Origin of the sequence: Mycobacterium tuberculosis H37Rv, from assembly GCF_000195955.2 — a bacterium.
In the GTDB taxonomy this organism is placed as follows: domain Bacteria; phylum Actinomycetota; class Actinomycetes; order Mycobacteriales; family Mycobacteriaceae; genus Mycobacterium; species Mycobacterium tuberculosis.
In genome coordinates this window covers 3,753,268-3,773,569 of record NC_000962.3, presented here as the reverse complement: position 1 = coordinate 3,773,569, position 20,302 = coordinate 3,753,268, and the positions used below count along the sequence as shown (strand labels likewise).

The window sequence follows — 20,302 nt, the reverse complement described above, 5'->3', positions numbered from 1 at the left end:
CGTTGCAGCAGTGGGTTGATTGCGAATTCACCGGTCGAGACTTCCGCGACGAGGACCTTAGCCGCCTGCACACCGAACGGGCGATGTTCAGCGAATGCGATTTCAGCGGCGTGAATCTGGCCGAGTCACAACACCGAGGGTCGGCGTTTCGTAATTGCACCTTCGAACGGACGACACTGTGGCACAGCACATTTGCCCAGTGCAGCATGTTGGGCTCGGTCTTCGTGGCTTGCCGGCTGCGGCCGCTGACGTTGGACGACGTGGATTTCACGCTCGCCGTGCTCGGCGGAAATGATCTGCGTGGTCTCAACTTGACCGGCTGCCGGTTGCGAGAGACCAGCCTGGTGGATACCGACTTGCGCAAGTGCGTGCTGCGCGGCGCCGACCTCAGTGGTGCCCGTACCACGGGCGCCCGGCTGGATGACGCCGACTTGCGGGGCGCGACCGTGGACCCGGTATTGTGGCGGACCGCGTCGTTGGTGGGTGCGCGTGTCGACGTCGACCAAGCCGTGGCCTTTGCGGCGGCGCACGGGCTGTGCTTGGCAGGGGGCTAGATCGGTGAGCCGGGACGCGACGACGGGGTGCGTGACAGCCGTCCGATGATGCCCTGGTGATGGCCGACCTCGAAGGTGATCCACGGCCCGGTGGGCTTCCCGATGTTGATAGTCAGGCCGTCATAAATGTCGACTTCCGACACCCGCTGGCCGTCGACGAACATCCCGCTCTGCGAATCGTTGTCGATCGCGATCCAATTGCCCCGATCGAAGCGCAGCAACAGGTGCGCACGGGCGATCAGTGGGTGCGCCACGCGCATGTCGGCACGAAGATCACTCCCGACAACCACGTCGCGGCCCGCGGCGAAGCATTGCTGCGACCGATCGGACCGAACTGTCAGCACCGGTGGATGGGGTCGACTCATCGGTTCAAATTATGCTGCGCGCGGTCAATAGTGCCTGAGCCGGATTCGCGCGGGGAAGTCAACCGGATTTCCGGCACAATGGGTTGCACTTCTTCACGGTGGCGTCAATCTGGACGCTATGGAGCCCCGGTGACCACACAGTGAGTGCGGCGATAAATCGTGGCCATGCACTGATTACAGTGTGTGCACGCCGACCGCACCTGGCTGCCTTCGGCCGCGATCCGATTGACCAGGTCGGGCTCGGCGAGCAGCGCCCGAGCCATCGCGACGAACTCGAACCCTTCGGCCATCGCCAGGTCCATGGTCGTTCGGTTGGTGATGCCGCCCAGCAGAATCAGCGGGATTGTCAGCTCGGCGCGAAACAACCGAGCCTCGCGTAACAGATAGGCATCGCGGTAGGGGTATTCGCGGAAAAACCTATGGCCGGTCATCCGGATGCCCCAGCGCAGCGGTGGTTTGAACGCGGCGGCGAACTCCTTAACCGGCGCGTCGCCGCGGAACAAATACATCGGGTTGACCAGCGAGCTGCCCGCGGTGAGCTCGATCGCGTCTAGCCCGCCGTCGTCCTGCAGCCACCTGGCGGTGGTCAGTGCCTCGTCGACTGTGATGCCGCCGCGGATGCCATCGGTCATGTTGAGCTTGGCGGTCACCGCGACCTGCTGCCGGACGGCGCGGCGCACGGCCATCACCAATCCGCGAGCTACCTTCGCCCGGTTCTGCAACGAACCGCCGAACTCGTCATCACGCCGGTTGAGCAGCGGAGACAGAAACGCGCTCGCCAGATAGTTATGCCCCAAATGGATTTCGACGGCGTCGAAGCCGGCGTCGACGGCCAGCCGGGCGGCATGGGCGTGCGCGGCCAGCACATCGTCGATGTCCTCGCGGGTCGCCTTCTGGGCGAACCGCATAGCGATCGGATTGAAGAACCGCACCGGAGCCAGCGCGGTCGCCTGGTTGGAGCGGGCGTCGGCCACCGGGCCGGCGTGGCCGATCTGGGCGCTGATCGCCGCCCCCTCGGCGTGTATCGCCTCGGTGAGCCGGCGCAGTCCCGGCACCGCATGCGGGCGCATCCAGATCTGGTTGCCGCCGGTGCGTCCGCCGGGGGAGACCGCGCAATAGGCGACGGTGGTCATGGCGACCCCGCCCGCGGCCGGCAGCCGGTGGTACTCGATCAGGTCATCGGTCACCAACGCGTCAGGTGTGCGGGCCTCGAAGGTGGCGGCCTTGATGACCCGGTTACGCAGCGTGAGCGGACCGAGTTTGGCCGGGTTGAACACGTCCGGGGCTTCGCAGCTGCCGGGAGCCACATGGGGAGCTTAAGCCCGCCGGAATACCACCAGCCCCCAAATCAGTAGTGGTATCGGGCCTTCAGCATCGTGACTTCGTCGTCGCCCGCTCGATACACCAGCCGGTGTTCGTCGTCGATCCGGCGCGACCAGTATCCCGACAACTCACCTTGGAGCGGCTCGGGTTTGCCGATCCCGCTGAACGGATCACGCTGAATTTCTCCGATCAACCGGGTGATCCGACGGGCCGTTTTGCGATCAGCGGCCAGCCAGAACAAGAAGTCCTCCCAGGCATCGGGATCGAAGTTGACGCTTCTCACTCCTCGCCGCCGGCCATCTCCCGCAGCTCATCTACAGACTTGGTGAAAGCCGAGTGCCCAGCCTTATCCCGGGCAACCGCTTCCATCAACCGCCTGGCGTTCTCCGGTGAGCGCAGCAGATAGACCGTTTCCTGCCACGCGTCGTAGTCGTCGGCGGACATCAGCACCGCATCGCCGGCCCGGGAGGTGATCCGCACCGGCTGGTGATCGGTATTGACCTGTTCGATGAGTGGAAACAGGCGCTGCCTCGCCTCGCTCGCACTGATGCTCATGCGTCCTCTCTTAGAAAGATGTACGGATAATCTGTACCACAATGGTACAAGTTGTCCGTACGGTGGGCGCGTGAGCGGGTCGTCGCCATCGGCACCGCGGACACGCATGCCAGACTGGCTGGCGTGGGCGCGATCATGCTGGACGGCAAGGCTACCCGCGACGAGATCTTCGGTGACCTCAAGCAGCGGGTGGCCGCATTGGACGCGGCGGGCCGCACGCCCGGCTTGGGCACCATCCTGGTCGGTGACGACCCGGGGTCGCAGGCCTACGTGCGCGGTAAGCACGCTGATTGCGCCAAGGTGGGCATCACGTCGATTCGCCGCGACCTGCCCGCCGACATCAGCACCGCCACGCTGAATGAGACCATCGACGAACTGAACGCCAACCCCGACTGCACCGGCTACATCGTGCAGTTGCCGTTGCCCAAGCATCTCGACGAGAACGCGGCGTTGGAGCGCGTCGACCCGGCCAAGGACGCCGATGGGTTGCACCCGACCAACCTGGGCCGGCTGGTGCTGGGCACCCCGGCGCCGCTGCCGTGTACTCCGCGCGGCATTGTGCACCTGCTGCGGCGCTACGACATCTCGATCGCCGGCGCGCATGTGGTCGTTATCGGTCGTGGTGTGACGGTGGGCCGGCCGCTGGGGCTGTTGCTGACCCGGCGCTCGGAGAATGCCACGGTGACGTTGTGCCACACCGGTACCCGCGACCTGCCCGCGTTGACCCGGCAGGCCGACATCGTCGTGGCCGCGGTCGGGGTGGCGCACCTGTTGACGGCTGACATGGTGCGCCCGGGTGCCGCGGTAATCGACGTCGGCGTCAGCCGCACTGATGACGGACTGGTCGGCGACGTGCATCCCGATGTGTGGGAGCTCGCCGGCCACGTGTCACCCAATCCGGGCGGCGTGGGCCCGTTGACCCGGGCGTTCTTGTTGACCAATGTCGTGGAGCTGGCTGAGCGGCGATGACCGTGAGGGCCGTTTTCCGGCGCACTGTTGGCGCCCAGTGGCCGATCCTGCTGGTTGGGTCGATCTTCGCGGTGGGGTTCGTGCTGGCGGGGGCTAACTTCTGGCGCCGTGGTGCGCTGCTGATCGGTATCGGCGTTGGGGTGGCGGCGGTGCTGCGGTTGGTGTTGTCCGAGGAACGGGCCGGCCTGTTGGTGGTGCGCAGCAAGGGGATCGATTTCGTGACGACCGTGACGGTCGCGGCGGCCATGGTCTACATCGCATCCACGATCGATCCGTTAGGGACCGGCTAGGAGCCGCGCACGCCTAGGACCCGGGCAGCCCCGGCATGTCTGGCAGGGCCGGCAGGTTGCCGCTGGCGACGTCTGCCATCACCGAGGGGCAGTACATCGAAATCGCGATACTGGTGAAGGTTTGCGCCATGTCCTGGGACATGCCTTGGGCGCGCGCCACAACGCTGGCTACCGCGGTGTTAAACGACCCGCCGGGCTCGGCCAGGATCGGGCAGACGGACTGACCCAGCGCTTTGGCGTCGACCGGATCGCCGTAGTTGACGCCGGCATTGTTCAGCGCGGCGATGAACGCGTCGTCGACGGGGTTTGCCTGTGCTGGCGCGGCGAAGGCCGCGGCGCTGAGAATGCCCGCGGATGCCGCCAGCAGTCGCAGCGTCAGGGTCTGATGGCGCCGTAGGTTCATCTCAGGAACCTTGGTCCATGGTCGTCACATTTGGGACACGAAGTTATAAAGGTTTGCGCTCTGGCGCGTTCTGATACCGGCCGGGGTTCTCGATACGACACGATCGCGGTCGTGATGTCTCGCCAGACGTTTCTTCGCGGCGCCGTCGGAGCGCCGGCGACGTCGGCGGTCTTCCCGACGATATTGGCGCGCGCAACACCGGGTGATGGGTGGGCCAGTCTGGCCTCATCGATAGGCGGGCAGGTGCTGCTGCCGGCCAACGGCAGGGCGTTCACGAGCGGAAAGCAGATCTTCAATTCGAACTACAGCGGCTTGAATCCGGCCGCGGTGGTGACGGTCGCCTCGCAGGCAGACGTCCGGAAGGCGGTTTCGTAGCGGCGGCCAGCAAGCTCAAGATCGCTGTGCGCGGCGGCGGACATTCCTACATCGGCGCCTCGTCGGCCAATGGCGCCATGGTGCTCGATCTGCTGGGCCTACCGGGCGGGGTGCATTTCGACAGCGCCACGAGAAACGTACGGTGTCGGCCGCGACCGATCTCTATGCGGTCCATCAAGCGTTGGCCGGTGAGAGCCGGGCGATTCCGACCGGCAGCTGCCCGACCGTGGGTGTGGCGGGTTTGACCCTGGGCGGCGGGTTAGGCGCCGATTCTCGCCATGCGGGGTTGACCTGCGATGCGCTCAAGTCGGCGACGGTGGTGTTGCCCGGCGGTGATGCGGTGAGCGCGTCTGCCGACGACCACGCGGAGCTGTTCTGGGCGCTTCGTGGCGGCGGGGGCGGCAACTTCGGGGTGACGACATCGATGACGTTCGCGAGGTTCCCCACCGCGGACTGCGATGTCGTCCGTGTCGATTTCGCGCCGTCTGCGGCCGCGCAGGTGCTGGTCGGCTGACAGACGTGGCTGGCCGGGGCCGACCGCACCACGTGGGGTCTGGTTGACCCCGCGGTCAGCTCATCCGGAGGCAATTGTCATGTGCTGGCGAGCTGCCCGGCGCGGTCCGGCGCGGCTGTCGCGGATGCGATCAAGTCCGCGGTTGGAGTGCAACCCAGTGGAGTTGAGCACAAGACGCTGCGCCGTATGGACCTGGTGAGGTATCTGGCCGGCGGCCATACGACCTATCCGCCGGAGGGCTTCGTGGCTGGATCCGATGTCATCGGGACGACGAATCCGGCCGCGGCCCAAGCCATCGTCGCCGCCATCGGAACATGGCCACCCGCTGCGGGCCGCGCGTCGGCTCTGATCGATTCGCTGGGCGGCGCGGTGGGCGACATGGACCCGGAGGGCTCGGCATTTCCCTGGTGCCGCCAGTCCGCTGTGGTGCAGTGGTATGTCAACACCCCCAGCGACGGCCAGGTGGCGACGGCCAACAAATGGCTGAGCGACGCACACCACGCGGTGCAACACTTTTCGGTCGGCGGCTATGTCAACTACCTGGAGGCCAACGCCGCGGCGTCACAATACTTCGGCGCGAACCTGTCGCGGCTGACCACAGTGCGGCGCAAGTACGATCCCGACCGGATCATGTACTCGGGTCTGGATTTCTCTACCAGACAGGTCGCTGAACGACTTTTACCCGCTCTCGGCTTTCGAGTGAGGTTCGGGGTTTTGGTAATCAGGTGCGCACTGTGCACTGACACTGTGAAACGCTTGGGAACTTTGCCCAACCTTACGTGGTCGCGCTTAAAAGTGAACGTCGCAGTGACCCAAGAACAGGCTGGGGTCATGGATTTGCCGGCGCTGCCGGTTCGGCGCACGCCGCGGCGGTGAGCATGCTCGCGGACTCCGCCAGCAGTCGAAGTGTCAGGGCAGATGACGCCCTGCCGCTCGCCGGTCTGGACAGGGCATATGTGCATTTTGCTGCGGCGTCTGTGCAAAGTGCACCCAGTACCCGCGATTATCGGGGAATCGTTCTTGGGCCGTTGGCAATGCGAGCAAAATTATCGGGGCGTCGACACGTCATGTGGGGGGTGTCGGTGGGGATTGGTGTCGGGCTGGGAAGGGGAATGGGTGATGGAGTTTCCGGTGTTGCCACCGGAAATCAACTCCGTGCTGATGTATTCGGGTGCGGGGTCGAGCCCGTTGCTGGCGGCGGCCGCGGCGTGGGATGGGCTGGCTGAGGAGTTGGGGTCGGCGGCGGTGTCGTTTGGGCAGGTGACGTCGGGCCTGACGGCGGGGGTGTGGCAGGGTGCGGCGGCGGCGGCGATGGCGGCCGCGGCGGCGCCGTATGCGGGGTGGTTGGGTTCGGTGGCGGCCGCGGCCGAGGCGGTGGCCGGGCAGGCGCGGGTGGTGGTGGGGGTCTTTGAGGCGGCGTTGGCGGCGACGGTGGATCCGGCGCTGGTGGCGGCCAACCGGGCGCGGCTGGTGGCGTTGGCGGTGTCGAATCTGTTGGGGCAGAACACGCCGGCGATCGCGGCCGCCGAGGCCGAGTACGAGCTGATGTGGGCCGCCGATGTGGCGGCGATGGCCGGCTACCATTCCGGCGCGTCGGCTGCTGCCGCGGCGTTGCCGGCGTTCAGCCCACCGGCGCAGGCGCTGGGGGGAGGTGTCGGCGCGTTCCTTACCGCCCTGTTCGCCAGCCCTGCGAAGGCGCTGAGCCTGAATGCGGGTTTGGGCAATGTCGGCAATTACAACGTCGGGTTGGGCAATGTCGGGGTGTTCAACCTGGGCGCGGGCAATGTGGGTGGGCAGAATCTGGGTTTCGGGAATGCCGGTGGCACCAATGTCGGGTTCGGCAACCTCGGTAACGGGAATGTCGGGTTCGGCAACTCCGGTCTGGGGGCGGGCCTGGCCGGCTTGGGCAATATCGGGTTGGGCAATGCGGGCAGCAGCAACTATGGTTTCGCAAACCTGGGTGTGGGCAACATCGGTTTCGGCAACACCGGCACCAACAACGTCGGCGTCGGGCTCACCGGCAACCACCTGACGGGTATCGGGGGCCTGAATTCGGGCACCGGGAATATCGGGTTGTTCAACTCCGGCACCGGGAATGTGGGGTTCTTCAATTCGGGGACCGGGAACTTCGGGGTGTTCAACTCGGGTAATTACAACACCGGTGTCGGTAATGCGGGGACGGCCAGCACGGGGTTGTTCAATGCCGGCAATTTCAACACCGGCGTGGTGAACGTGGGCAGTTACAACACCGGCAGTTTCAACGCCGGCGACACCAACACCGGTGGCTTCAACCCCGGCGGTGTGAACACCGGCTGGCTGAACACCGGCAACACCAACACCGGCATCGCCAACTCGGGCAACGTCAACACCGGCGCGTTCATCTCGGGCAACTTCAACAACGGCGTGCTGTGGGTGGGTGACTACCAGGGCCTGTTCGGCGTCTCCGCCGGCTCGTCGATCCCCGCAATTCCCATCGGCCTGGTGCTCAACGGCGACATCGGCCCGATCACCATCCAGCCCATCCCGATCCTGCCCACCATCCCGCTCAGCATTCACCAAACCGTCAACTTGGGCCCGCTGGTGGTTCCCGACATCGTGATCCCCGCCTTCGGCGGCGGTATCGGCATACCCATCAACATCGGCCCGCTGACCATCACACCCATCACCCTGTTTGCCCAACAGACATTTGTCAACCAATTGCCCTTTCCCACCTTCAGTTTAGGGAAAATCACAATTCCACAAATCCAAACCTTTGATTCTAACGGTCAGCTTGTCAGCTTTATCGGCCCTATCGTTATCGACACCACCATTCCCGGACCCACCAATCCACAGATTGATTTAACGATCAGATGGGATACCCCTCCGATCACGCTGTTCCCGAATGGCATCAGTGCTCCCGATAATCCTTTGGGGTTGCTGGTGAGTGTGTCGATCAGTAACCCGGGCTTTACCATCCCGGGATTTAGTGTTCCCGCGCAGCCGTTGCCGTTGTCGATCGATATCGAGGGCCAGATCGACGGGTTCAGCACCCCGCCGATCACGATCGATCGCATCCCCCTGACCGTGGGGGGCGGGGTCACGATCGGCCCCATCACGATCCAGGGCCTTCATATCCCGGCGGCGCCGGGAGTGGGGAACACCACCACGGCCCCGTCGTCGGGATTCTTCAACTCCGGTGCGGGTGGGGTGTCGGGTTTCGGCAACGTCGGCGCGGGCAGCTCGGGCTGGTGGAACCAGGCGCCGAGCGCGCTGTTGGGGGCCGGTTCGGGTGTTGGCAACGTGGGCACCCTGGGCTCGGGTGTGCTCAACCTGGGCTCAGGGATCTCGGGGTTCTACAACACCAGCGTGTTGCCTTTCGGGACACCGGCGGCGGTGTCGGGCATCGGCAACCTGGGCCAGCAGCTGTCGGGGGTGTCGGCGGCGGGAACCACGCTGCGCTCGATGCTCGCCGGCAACCTCGGGTTGGCCAATGTGGGCAACTTCAACACCGGGTTCGGAAATGTCGGGGACGTCAACCTGGGTGCGGCCAACATCGGTGGGCACAACCTGGGCCTGGGCAATGTCGGGGACGGCAACCTGGGGTTGGGCAACATCGGCCATGGCAACCTGGGGTTTGCCAACTTGGGCCTGACCGCCGGCGCGGCGGGGGTGGGCAATGTTGGTTTTGGCAATGCCGGCATCAACAACTATGGCTTGGCGAACATGGGTGTGGGCAATATTGGGTTTGCCAACACCGGCACGGGCAACATCGGGATCGGGCTGGTCGGGGACCATCGGACCGGGATCGGGGGCTTGAACTCCGGCATCGGCAATATCGGGTTGTTCAACTCCGGCACCGGCAACGTCGGGTTCTTCAATTCCGGGACCGGCAACTTCGGCATCGGGAACTCCGGCCGCTTCAACACCGGGATCGGTAATAGCGGAACGGCCAGCACCGGGCTCTTCAATGCCGGCAGCTTCAGCACCGGCATCGCCAACACTGGTGACTACAACACGGGCAGCTTCAACGCCGGCGACACCAACACCGGTGGCTTCAACCCGGGCGGCATCAACACCGGCTGGTTCAACACCGGGCATGCCAACACCGGGTTGGCCAACGCGGGCACCTTCGGCACCGGCGCCTTCATGACGGGCGACTACAGCAACGGCCTGTTGTGGCGGGGCGGCTACGAGGGCCTGGTCGGCGTCCGCGTCGGGCCCACGATCTCCCAATTCCCGGTCACCGTGCACGCGATCGGCGGGGTGGGCCCGCTGCATGTGGCGCCCGTCCCGGTACCCGCCGTGCACGTCGAGATCACCGACGCCACCGTCGGCCTGGGTCCGTTCACCGTCCCACCGATCAGCATTCCCTCACTTCCCATCGCCAGCATCACCGGAAGCGTGGACCTGGCCGCAAACACCATCTCGCCGATTCGCGCTCTTGACCCGCTCGCCGGTTCGATAGGGCTTTTTCTCGAGCCGTTCCGCCTCAGTGACCCATTTATCACCATTGATGCGTTCCAAGTTGTTGCCGGTGTCTTGTTCCTAGAGAACATCATTGTGCCCGGCCTCACGGTTAGCGGTCAGATATTGGTCACCCCGACACCAATTCCCCTAACCCTCAACTTGGACACCACCCCGTGGACGCTTTTCCCGAATGGTTTCACCATTCCCGCGCAAACCCCCGTGACGGTGGGTATGGAGGTCGCCAACGACGGGTTCACCTTCTTCCCGGGTGGGCTGACCTTTCCGCGGGCCTCCGCCGGGGTCACCGGACTGTCCGTGGGGCTGGACGCGTTCACGCTGTTGCCCGACGGGTTCACCCTCGACACCGTGCCGGCGACCTTCGACGGCACCATCCTCATCGGCGATATCCCGATCCCGATCATCGATGTGCCGGCGGTGCCGGGGTTCGGCAACACCACCACGGCCCCATCGTCGGGGTTCTTCAACACCGGCGGCGGCGGTGGATCGGGGTTCGCCAACGTCGGCGCGGGCACGTCGGGCTGGTGGAACCAGGGGCACGACGTGTTAGCAGGGGCGGGCTCGGGAGTTGCCAATGCCGGCACGCTGAGCTCGGGCGTGCTGAACGTCGGCTCGGGGATCTCCGGGTGGTACAACACCAGCACCCTGGGAGCGGGCACCCCGGCGGTGGTCTCGGGCATCGGCAACCTCGGCCAGCAGCTGTCGGGGTTCTTGGCAAATGGGACCGTGCTCAACCGGAGCCCCATTGTCAATATCGGGTGGGCCGATGTGGGCGCGTTCAACACCGGGTTGGGCAATGTGGGGGACCTCAACTGGGGTGCGGCCAACATCGGCGCGCAGAACCTGGGCCTGGGCAATCTCGGCAGCGGGAACGTCGGGTTCGGCAACATCGGTGCCGGCAACGTCGGGTTCGCCAACTCGGGTCCGGCGGTGGGCCTGGCCGGCCTGGGCAACGTGGGGTTGAGCAATGCCGGCAGCAACAACTGGGGGCTGGCCAACCTGGGTGTGGGCAACATCGGGTTGGCCAACACCGGCACGGGCAACATCGGGATCGGGCTGGTCGGCGACTACCAGACCGGCATCGGCGGCCTCAACTCGGGTAGTGGCAATATCGGATTGTTCAATTCCGGCACCGGCAATGTCGGGTTCTTCAACACCGGCACCGGCAACTTCGGACTGTTCAACTCCGGTAGTTTCAACACCGGCATCGGTAATAGCGGAACCGGCAGTACTGGGCTCTTCAATGCCGGCAATTTCAACACCGGCATCGCCAACCCCGGGTCGTACAACACGGGCAGCTTCAATGTCGGTGATACCAACACCGGTGGTTTCAACCCGGGCGACATCAACACCGGCTGGTTCAACACCGGCATTATGAATACGGGCACCCGCAACACCGGCGCCCTCATGTCGGGGACCGACAGCAACGGCATGCTGTGGCGCGGCGACCACGAGGGCCTGTTCGGCCTGTCCTATGGCATCACGATCCCGCAATTCCCGATCCGCATCACCACGACTGGCGGTATCGGCCCCATCGTCATCCCGGACACCACGATCCTTCCGCCGCTGCACCTGCAGATCACCGGCGACGCGGACTACAGCTTCACCGTGCCCGACATCCCCATCCCCGCCATCCACATCGGCATCAATGGCGTCGTCACCGTCGGCTTCACCGCCCCGGAAGCCACCCTGCTGTCCGCCCTGAAGAATAACGGTAGCTTCATCAGCTTCGGCCCCATCACGCTCTCGAATATCGATATTCCGCCCATGGATTTCACGTTAGGCCTGCCCGTTCTTGGTCCTATCACGGGCCAACTCGGACCAATTCATCTTGAGCCAATCGTGGTGGCCGGGATCGGTGTGCCCCTGGAGATCGAGCCCATCCCCCTGGATGCGATTTCGTTGAGTGAGTCGATTCCTATCCGCATACCTGTTGATATTCCGGCCTCGGTCATCGATGGGATTTCAATGTCGGAAGTGGTGCCGATCGATGCGTCCGTGGACATCCCGGCGGTCACGATCACAGGCACCACCATTTCCGCGATCCCGCTGGGCTTCGACATTCGCACCAGTGCCGGACCCCTCAACATCCCGATCATCGACATCCCGGCGGCGCCGGGCTTCGGGAACTCGACCCAGATGCCGTCGTCGGGGTTCTTCAACACCGGTGCCGGCGGCGGATCGGGCATCGGCAACTTGGGTGCGGGCGTGTCGGGCCTGCTCAACCAGGCCGGCGCGGGGTCACTGGTGGGGACACTCTCGGGGCTGGGCAATGCCGGCACCCTGGCCTCGGGTGTGCTGAACTCCGGCACCGCCATCTCCGGGCTGTTCAACGTGAGCACGCTGGACGCCACCACCCCGGCGGTGATCTCGGGGTTCAGCAACCTCGGCGACCATATGTCGGGGGTGTCCATCGATGGCCTGATCGCGATCCTCACCTTCCCACCTGCCGAGTCCGTGTTCGATCAGATCATCGACGCGGCCATCGCCGAGCTGCAGCACCTCGACATCGGCAACGCTTTGGCCTTGGGCAATGTCGGCGGGGTGAACCTCGGTTTGGCTAACGTCGGTGAGTTCAACCTGGGTGCGGGCAACGTCGGCAACATCAACGTCGGCGCCGGCAACCTCGGCGGCAGCAACTTGGGGTTGGGCAACGTCGGGACCGGCAACCTCGGGTTCGGCAACATCGGTGCCGGCAATTTCGGATTCGGCAACGCGGGCCTGACCGCGGGCGCGGGGGGCCTGGGCAATGTGGGGTTGGGTAACGCCGGCAGCGGCAGCTGGGGGTTGGCCAACGTGGGTGTGGGCAATATCGGGTTGGCCAACACCGGCACCGGCAACATCGGGATCGGGCTGACCGGGGACTATCGGACCGGGATCGGCGGCCTGAACTCGGGCACCGGGAACCTCGGGTTGTTCAACTCGGGCACCGGCAACATCGGGTTCTTCAACACCGGGACCGGGAACTTCGGGCTGTTCAACTCGGGCAGTTACAGCACCGGTGTGGGGAATGCGGGCACGGCCAGCACCGGGTTGTTCAACGCGGGGAACTTCAACACCGGTCTGGCCAATGCCGGCTCCTACAACACCGGCAGCCTCAACGTGGGCAGCTTCAACACCGGCGGCGTCAACCCGGGCACCGTCAACACCGGCTGGTTCAACACCGGCCACACCAACACCGGCCTGTTCAACACCGGCAACGTCAACACCGGCGCGTTCAACTCCGGCAGCTTCAACAACGGGGCGCTGTGGACCGGTGACTACCACGGGCTGGTCGGCTTCTCCTTCAGCATCGACATCGCCGGCAGCACCCTGCTGGACCTCAACGAAACCCTCAACCTGGGCCCCATCCACATCGAGCAGATCGACATCCCCGGCATGTCGCTGTTCGACGTCCACGAAATCGTCGAGATCGGACCCTTCACCATCCCGCAGGTCGATGTTCCCGCGATACCGCTAGAGATCCACGAATCGATCCACATGGATCCCATCGTCCTGGTGCCCGCCACCACAATTCCCGCACAGACGAGAACCATTCCGCTGGACATCCCCGCCTCACCCGGGTCAACCATGACGCTTCCGCTCATCAGCATGCGCTTCGAAGGCGAGGACTGGATCCTCGGGTCGACCGCGGCGATTCCCAATTTCGGAGACCCCTTCCCGGCGCCCACCCAGGGCATCACCATTCACACCGGCCCTGGCCCCGGAACGACCGGCGAGCTCAAGATATCTATTCCGGGTTTCGAGATTCCGCAAATCGCTACCACGAGATTCCTGTTGGACGTGAACATCAGCGGTGGTCTGCCGGCCTTCACCTTGTTCGCGGGTGGCCTGACGATCCCCACGAACGCCATCCCGTTAACGATCGATGCGTCCGGCGCGCTGGATCCGATCACGATTTTCCCGGGTGGGTACACGATCGACCCGCTGCCGCTGCACCTGGCGCTGAATCTCACCGTGCCCGACAGCAGCATCCCGATCATCGATGTCCCGCCGACGCCAGGGTTCGGCAACACCACGGCGACCCCGTCGTCGGGGTTCTTCAACTCCGGCGCCGGTGGGGTGTCGGGGTTCGGAAACGTCGGGTCGAACCTGTCGGGCTGGTGGAACCAGGCGGCGAGCGCGCTGGCGGGGTCGGGATCGGGGGTGTTGAATGTCGGCACGCTGGGCTCGGGTGTGCTCAACGTCGGCTCGGGTGTCTCGGGGATCTACAACACCAGCGTGTTGCCGCTCGGGACGCCGGCGGTGCTGTCGGGCCTCGGCAACGTCGGCCATCAGCTGTCGGGCGTGTCTGCGGCCGGGACCGCGTTGAACCAGATCCCCATCCTCAACATCGGGTTGGCGGATGTGGGCAACTTCAACGTCGGGTTCGGCAACGTCGGGGACGTTAACCTGGGCGCGGCCAACCTCGGTGCGCAAAACCTGGGGCTGGGCAACGTCGGCACCGGCAACCTCGGCTTCGCCAACGTCGGCCACGGCAATATCGGTTTCGGCAATTCGGGTCTGACCGCCGGCGCGGCCGGCCTGGGCAACACGGGGTTCGGCAATGCCGGCAGCGCCAACTATGGTTTCGCCAACCAGGGCGTGCGCAACATCGGGTTGGCCAACACCGGCACCGGCAACATCGGGATCGGGCTGGTGGGGGACAACCTCACCGGCATCGGGGGCCTGAACTCCGGTGCCGGCAATATCGGCTTGTTCAACTCCGGCACCGGCAACATCGGGTTCTTCAACTCCGGGACCGGCAACTTCGGCATCGGTAACTCGGGCAGCTTCAACACCGGCATCGGCAATAGCGGAACGGGCAGCACTGGGCTCTTCAATGCCGGCAGCTTCAACACCGGCGTGGCCAACGCCGGCAGCTACAACACCGGCAGCTTCAATGCCGGCGACACCAACACCGGGGGGTTCAACCCGGGCACCATCAACACCGGCTGGTTCAACACCGGCCACACCAATACCGGCATCGCCAACTCGGGCAACGTCGGCACCGGCGCGTTCATGTCGGGCAACTTCAGCAACGGCCTGTTGTGGCGGGGTGATCACGAGGGCCTGTTCAGCCTGTTCTACAGCCTCGACGTGCCCCGGATCACCATCGTGGACGCCCACCTCGACGGCGGCTTCGGACCCGTGGTCCTCCCGCCCATCCCGGTGCCGGCCGTTAATGCGCACCTGACCGGAAACGTCGCGATGGGCGCATTCACCATTCCGCAGATCGACATCCCCGCACTCACCCCAAACATCACCGGAAGCGCCGCCTTCCGCATCGTTGTGGGGTCCGTGCGCATTCCGCCGGTGAGTGTCATTGTGGAGCAAATAATCAACGCCTCGGTTGGGGCGGAGATGAGGATAGATCCCTTCGAAATGTGGACTCAAGGCACTAATGGCCTTGGTATAACCTTCTATTCATTCGGATCGGCCGACGGTTCGCCCTACGCCACCGGCCCACTCGTTTTCGGCGCCGGCACGAGCGACGGAAGCCATCTCACCATTTCCGCGTCCAGCGGGGCGTTTACCACTCCGCAGCTCGAAACTGGCCCGATCACGTTGGGCTTCCAGGTGCCCGGCAGCGTCAACGCGATCACCCTCTTCCCCGGTGGTTTGACGTTCCCGGCGACCTCGCTGCTGAACCTGGACGTGACCGCCGGCGCCGGCGGCGTGGACATCCCGGCCATCACCTGGCCCGAGATCGCGGCGAGCGCCGACGGCTCGGTGTATGTCCTCGCCAGCAGCATCCCGCTGATCAACATCCCGCCCACCCCGGGCATTGGGAACAGCACCATCACCCCGTCGTCGGGCTTCTTCAACGCCGGCGCGGGCGGGGGATCGGGCTTCGGCAACTTCGGCGCGGGCACCTCGGGCTGGTGGAACCAGGCGCACACCGCGCTGGCGGGGGCGGGCTCGGGTTTTGCCAACGTTGGCACGCTGCATTCCGGTGTGCTCAACCTGGGCTCGGGTGTCTCGGGGATCTACAACACCAGCACGCTGGGGGTGGGGACCCCGGCGCTGGTCTCAGGCCTGGGCAACGTCGGCCACCAACTGTCGGGGCTGCTTTCCGGCGGGTCCGCGGTGAACCCGGTGACCGTTCTGAATATCGGGTTGGCCAACGTCGGCAGCCACAACGCCGGTTTCGGCAATGTCGGGGAGGTCAACCTGGGCGCGGCCAACCTCGGCGCGCACAACCTGGGCTTCGGAAATATCGGCGCCGGCAACCTGGGGTTCGGCAATATTGGCCACGGCAATGTCGGAGTCGGCAACTCGGGTCTGACCGCGGGCGTGCCGGGCCTGGGCAATGTGGGGTTGGGCAATGCCGGCGGCAACAACTGGGGGTTGGCCAACGTGGGCGTGGGCAATATCGGGTTGGCCAACACCGGCACCGGCAACATTGGGATCGGGCTGACCGGCGACTACCAGACCGGCATCGGCGGCCTAAATTCCGGTGCCGGCAACCTGGGGTTGTTCAACTCCGGCGCCGGCAACGTCGGGTTCTTCAACACCGGGACCGGCAACTTCGGGTTGTTCAACTCCGGCAGCTTCAACACCGGCGTCGGCAATAGCGGAACGGGCAGCACTGGGCTCTTCAATGCCGGCAGTTTCAACACCGGTGTGGCCAACGCCGGCAGCTACAACACGGGCAGCTTCAATGTCGGTGACACCAACACCGGGGGCTTCAACCCGGGCAGCATCAACACCGGCTGGCTCAACGCCGGCAACGCCAACACCGGGGTGGCCAACGCGGGCAATGTCAACACCGGCGCCTTCGTCACCGGCAACTTCAGCAACGGCATCCTGTGGCGCGGCGACTACCAGGGCCTGGCCGGCTTCGCCGTGGGCTACACCCTCCCGCTGTTCCCCGCGGTGGGCGCCGACGTCAGCGGCGGGATCGGCCCGATTACCGTGCTGCCGCCCATCCACATCCCGCCCATTCCGGTCGGCTTCGCCGCGGTCGGTGGCATCGGCCCGATCGCCATCCCGGACATCTCTGTTCCATCCATTCACTTGGGCCTCGACCCCGCCGTCCATGTCGGCTCCATCACCGTCAACCCCATTACCGTCAGGACCCCGCCCGTGCTCGTCAGTTACTCCCAAGGAGCCGTCACCAGCACGTCCGGACCAACCTCAGAGATTTGGGTCAAGCCCAGCTTCTTCCCCGGAATCCGGATCGCGCCCTCTAGCGGCGGGGGTGCAACGTCCACGCAAGGGGCATACTTTGTGGGGCCCATCTCCATCCCCTCCGGCACGGTGACCTTCCCGGGATTCACCATCCCCCTCGACCCGATCGACATCGGCCTGCCGGTGTCGCTGACCATCCCGGGGTTCACCATCCCGGGCGGCACCCTGATCCCCACCCTCCCGCTGGGCCTCGCGTTGTCCAATGGCATCCCGCCCGTCGACATCCCGGCCATCGTTCTCGACCGGATCTTGCTGGACCTGCACGCCGACACCACTATCGGCCCGATCAACGTCCCGATCGCCGGGTTCGGCGGGGCGCCGGGTTTCGGGAACTCGACCACGCTGCCGTCGTCGGGCTTCTTCAACACCGGAGCTGGCGGCGGTTCGGGCTTTAGCAACACCGGCGCGGGCATGTCGGGATTGCTCAACGCGATGTCGGATCCGCTGCTCGGGTCGGCGTCGGGCTTCGCCAACTTCGGCACCCAGCTCTCCGGCATCCTCAACCGCGGCGCCGGCATCTCGGGCGTGTACAACACCGGCGCGCTGGGTGTTGTCACCGCGGCCGTCGTCTCGGGTTTCGGCAACGTCGGCCAGCAACTGTCGGGCTTGCTCTTCACCGGCGTCGGGCCCTAACGGATTCTTAAATGCACGCCGGTGGTCACGCCGTGTGTGCGGCGGTAACTCTGGTGTGGGCGCAACGACGCTAAATTTTGCGCCGACACCGGGCCCTTGCTGATATGGGGGCTCTTCAACCTTGACCGGGCAGGTAGCTCGTTGATCTTGGTCGGCGTGTTTAGCGGCTGAGGGCCCTTGGCCTTCTGAAGTCTAAGTGTTGCGAAGCATTCAGGCCGAGGAAGGAGCCAAGGGCTGTGTCTGACGCTACGACAGTGTTGTTCGGGCTGCCAGGAGCACGGGTTGAGCGTGTCGAGCGCCGCAGTGACGGGACCCGGGTGGTCGATGTGATCACCGATGAGCCGACGGCGGCGGCGTGCCCGTCGTGCGGGGGTGGTCTCGATATCAGTGAAGGAATACGCGGTTACCTCACCGAAAGATCTACCTTATGGCGAAGACCGCATCATGGTGCGCTGGAACAAAATTCGCTGGCGATGCCGAGAAGACTACTGCAAGCTGGGGCCGTTCACCGAGGCCATCACCCAGGTACCTGCCCGCGTCCGCAGCACGCTGCGGCTGCGTCGGCAGATGGCCAAGGCGATCGGGGATGCGGCCCGCTCGGTGGGCCGAGGTCGCCCAGGCTGACGCCGTGTCGTGGCCGACGGCACATCGGGCGTTTGTTGCCTACGCCGAGACGGGTATTGACCGAGCCGTTGCCCACCCCGGTGCTGGGCGTTGACCAGACACGGCGAGGAAAACCCAGATGGGAGCGCTGCGCCAAGACTGGCCGGTGGGTACGGGTCGACCCGTGGGATACCGGGTTCGTCGACCTGGCCGGTGATCAGGGGTTTATGGGGCAGCATGAAGGCCGCGGCGGCGCGGCGGTGCTGGCATGGCTGCAAGCGCGCACACCGCAGTTCCGGGAGAGCATCCAGTACGGTGGCCATCGACCCCGCCGCTGCCTACGCCTCGGCGATCCGCACGCCCGGGCTGCTGCCCAACGCCAAGCTCGTCGTCGACCACTTCCATGTGACCACGCTGGCCAACGACGCGCTGACCGCGGTGCGCCGCCGGGTGACCTGGGCGTTCCACGACCGGCGCGGCCGCAAGATCGACCCGCAGTGGGCCAACCGACGTCGCTTGCTGACCGCCCGGGAACGCTTGTCGGACAAAAGCTTCGCCAAAATGCGGAATCGGATCAACGCCGTCGACCCCCGCGCGCAGATTCTCTCGGCCTGGATCGCCAAAGAGGAGCTGCGCACCCTGCTGTCGACCGTGCGCACCGGCGGGGACCCCCACCTGGCGCGCCATCACCTACACCGCTTCCTGCCTGGCGCATCGACTCGCAGATCCCCGAACTGCTCACCCTGGCCACCACCATTGACTAGTCACCCAAGATCAACACCTTCTTGGTCACCGGCATCACCAACGCGCGCATCGGTCGTCGGTGAGGTCGCTGAGATGCTCGGTGACATCGACGGCCAGTGCGTCCAGGTCGAGGTGCCCGTCCCAGAACGCGGCCCAGCCGGTTGCGGCGGTCTTGATGGCCTCGGCCGGGCCGGGGTGTCGGCGACACCGCGGGTGTGCGCGGCGATGACGGCGGTCAACGTGGCGGGTCGGTGCGCCGGCCAGCAAGCGGATGTCGGGCCAACGCCCCAGCACCGCTGTCGCGGTCGGTAACGACCCGGCGAACGCGGTCCACACATCGGGGAACGCCTACCGCGCCAACGACATCAACCGACGCCAGGACCGGTTCGCGTCAATCACTGCGCCGGCACGTCGGATCACCGATCGACGTAACGCCAACTGCGCGGGCGTCGGCAGTGTCAGCGGCGTCAGGTCGAACACCTCGCTGGCGCGGGTGAGAACCTCGGCGTCGATGACGTCGGACTTGCTCTTGCCCACGATCGCACCCCGCAGCCGGGCGCAATGCCGCGCGCCGGCCATGTGCATGGTGTCACCGGCATTCTCGACAGCGATCGTGAGCGGCAGCCACGTCATCGAGGTCGGTTCCACGGTGGCGTCGATATCGTCGTAACCGCTGAGCTTGTCGGTGAGGGTGCGCAGTCCGGCCAGCGTGGGTTCGACACTGAATCGAATCGACCTCGCACCGACATCATCGCGGATCGCGATGTGGTGACAGGCCGTGATCGCCGCGTCGATTCCGACCAGCGTCCGCCTGCTCCGTCCTGGATTCTCGGCAGTCACGGGTTAGCGTTGTTGTGCATGGAGGTTCTCCCCTTCATCGTCAATCATGTTGTGTTGATGAAGAGTTCACGTATTCCAGGGCCCACCCAGCCGACCGTCGTGCGTGAACTCGTTGCGGTGGGAGAACCTTCGTACACAGCACTGCCGGCCGGTCTCCCACATCATCCCCGACCACAACGCGGCGGGAGTTCACGCGCGGCTCCGGTGCTTGTCGATGATTCGATGCCTCACCCAGGTACACGTCGATGCTGCGCACTTCCGCAACCTGGCCACCAATTCCCTAAACCGGGTCAGTTCAGGAGACAAAGCTGGAGCAGACGATCTCTTTCACGGGCCCAGACACTCAGCCGAAAACGTCGAGCCCTCCAGCCTCTCCCGAGGCCACCGTACCTGACCACCACCCCGTCAAAGCGGCACTACAAGAGATACAAGCCGATATGGGCATTAATGCGCCGCAAATGTCGGCACGTTTGTACGCGATCGGGATATTGCAGATT

The 20,302-nt window shown here is 65.2% G+C and carries 14 protein-coding genes and 5 other annotated features; of the genes, 8 read left to right on the top strand and 6 right to left on the bottom strand.

Annotated features, from left to right (window positions below):
- Positions 1-2 precede the first annotated feature (2 nt).
- A complete protein-coding gene (locus Rv3361c; protein NP_217878.1) occupies positions 3-554 on the top strand; it encodes a hypothetical protein in 552 nt (183 codons plus the stop codon).
- On the opposite strand, the gene Rv3360 is transcribed toward Rv3361c, so the two are convergent.
- From Rv3360 to relJ, 4 genes are all read right to left on the bottom strand, one after another.
- On the bottom strand, positions 551-919 hold the full coding sequence (locus Rv3360) for a hypothetical protein (protein ID NP_217877.1): 369 nt from the start codon (positions 917-919) through the stop codon (positions 551-553). The genes Rv3361c and Rv3360 overlap by 4 nt on opposite strands.
- Positions 920-1,035: 116 nt before the next feature.
- A complete protein-coding gene (locus Rv3359; protein ID NP_217876.1) occupies positions 1,036-2,226 on the bottom strand; it encodes an oxidoreductase in 1,191 nt (396 codons plus the stop codon).
- 41 nt (positions 2,227-2,267) lie between these two features.
- Entirely contained in the window at positions 2,268-2,525 is a 258-nt protein-coding gene (gene relK, locus Rv3358) for a toxin RelK (RefSeq protein ID NP_217875.1), read from the bottom strand.
- Positions 2,479-2,576: a repeat region (98 bp imperfect direct repeat 2, 82/98 bp identical to the first copy at 3743508..3743605), on the bottom strand. Its footprint overlaps the gene before it by 47 nt.
- The gene (gene relJ / locus Rv3357; RefSeq protein ID NP_217874.1) at positions 2,522-2,797 is read right to left on the bottom strand and encodes an antitoxin RelJ; all 276 of its coding nucleotides are present in this window, start codon (positions 2,795-2,797) and stop codon (positions 2,522-2,524) included. Its footprint overlaps the feature before it by 55 nt. The genes relK and relJ overlap by 4 nt, the downstream gene beginning before the upstream one ends.
- A gap of 123 nt (positions 2,798-2,920) precedes the next feature.
- Here relJ and folD point away from each other — a divergent pair, with 123 nt between their 5' ends.
- Together folD and Rv3355c are read left to right on the top strand one after the other, a co-directional pair.
- Positions 2,921-3,766 carry a bifunctional methylenetetrahydrofolate dehydrogenase/methenyltetrahydrofolate cyclohydrolase gene (gene folD, locus Rv3356c; RefSeq protein ID NP_217873.1) on the top strand — a complete coding sequence of 282 codons (846 nt, stop codon included), beginning with the start codon at positions 2,921-2,923 and terminating at the stop codon, positions 3,764-3,766.
- Positions 3,708-3,816: a repeat region (109 bp imperfect direct repeat 2, 95/109 bp identical to first copy at 3743402..3743510), on the bottom strand. (Overlaps the previous gene by 59 nt.)
- Positions 3,763-4,056 carry an integral membrane protein gene (locus Rv3355c; RefSeq protein ID NP_217872.1) on the top strand — a complete coding sequence of 98 codons (294 nt, stop codon included), beginning with the start codon at positions 3,763-3,765 and terminating at the stop codon, positions 4,054-4,056. Its footprint overlaps the feature before it by 54 nt. The genes folD and Rv3355c overlap by 4 nt, the downstream gene beginning before the upstream one ends.
- Positions 3,850-4,056 (bottom strand) — a repeat region (207 bp imperfect direct repeat 2, 199/207 bp identical to first copy at 3743198..3743404). Its footprint overlaps the gene before it by 207 nt.
- Positions 4,057-4,069: 13 nt before the next feature.
- Here the strand turns inward: Rv3355c and Rv3354 are convergent.
- Positions 4,070-4,459, bottom strand: a complete 390-nt coding sequence (locus tag Rv3354; protein ID NP_217871.1) for a hypothetical protein — start codon at positions 4,457-4,459, stop codon at positions 4,070-4,072.
- A gap of 114 nt (positions 4,460-4,573) precedes the next feature.
- On the opposite strand from Rv3354, the gene Rv3353c reads away from it, so the two are divergent.
- From Rv3353c to Rv3349c, 5 genes are all read left to right on the top strand, one after another.
- Positions 4,574-4,834: a hypothetical protein gene (locus Rv3353c; RefSeq protein ID NP_217870.2), complete on the top strand. Its 261-nt coding sequence runs from the start codon at positions 4,574-4,576 to the stop codon at positions 4,832-4,834.
- Positions 4,835-4,976: 142 nt separating this feature from the next.
- Positions 4,977-5,348 (top strand): oxidoreductase, encoded by a 372-nt coding sequence (locus Rv3352c; protein NP_217869.1) that lies wholly within the window; start codon positions 4,977-4,979, stop codon positions 5,346-5,348.
- Positions 5,349-5,429: 81 nt separating this feature from the next.
- Positions 5,430-6,224 carry a hypothetical protein gene (locus Rv3351c; RefSeq protein NP_217868.1) on the top strand — a complete coding sequence of 265 codons (795 nt, stop codon included), beginning with the start codon at positions 5,430-5,432 and terminating at the stop codon, positions 6,222-6,224.
- 243 nt (positions 6,225-6,467) lie between these two features.
- Positions 6,468-17,618: a PPE family protein PPE56 gene (PPE56, locus tag Rv3350c; RefSeq protein YP_177964.1), complete on the top strand. Its 11,151-nt coding sequence runs from the start codon at positions 6,468-6,470 to the stop codon at positions 17,616-17,618.
- A 714-nt stretch (positions 17,619-18,332) separates the two neighbouring features.
- Complete coding sequence (locus Rv3349c; protein ID NP_217866.2) at positions 18,333-19,277, top strand: transposase; 945 nt, start codon at positions 18,333-18,335, stop codon at positions 19,275-19,277.
- Positions 18,537-19,274: a mobile genetic element (IS1561', len: 738 nt. Insertion sequence IS1561'.), on the top strand. Its footprint overlaps the gene before it by 738 nt.
- A gap of 36 nt (positions 19,278-19,313) precedes the next feature.
- On the opposite strand, the gene Rv3348 is transcribed toward Rv3349c, so the two are convergent.
- Positions 19,314-19,805 (bottom strand): transposase, encoded by a 492-nt coding sequence (locus Rv3348; protein NP_217865.1) that lies wholly within the window; start codon positions 19,803-19,805, stop codon positions 19,314-19,316.
- Positions 19,317-19,805: a mobile genetic element (IS1608', len: 489 nt. Insertion sequence IS1608'.), on the bottom strand. Its footprint overlaps the gene before it by 489 nt.
- Positions 19,806-20,302 lie beyond the last annotated feature (497 nt).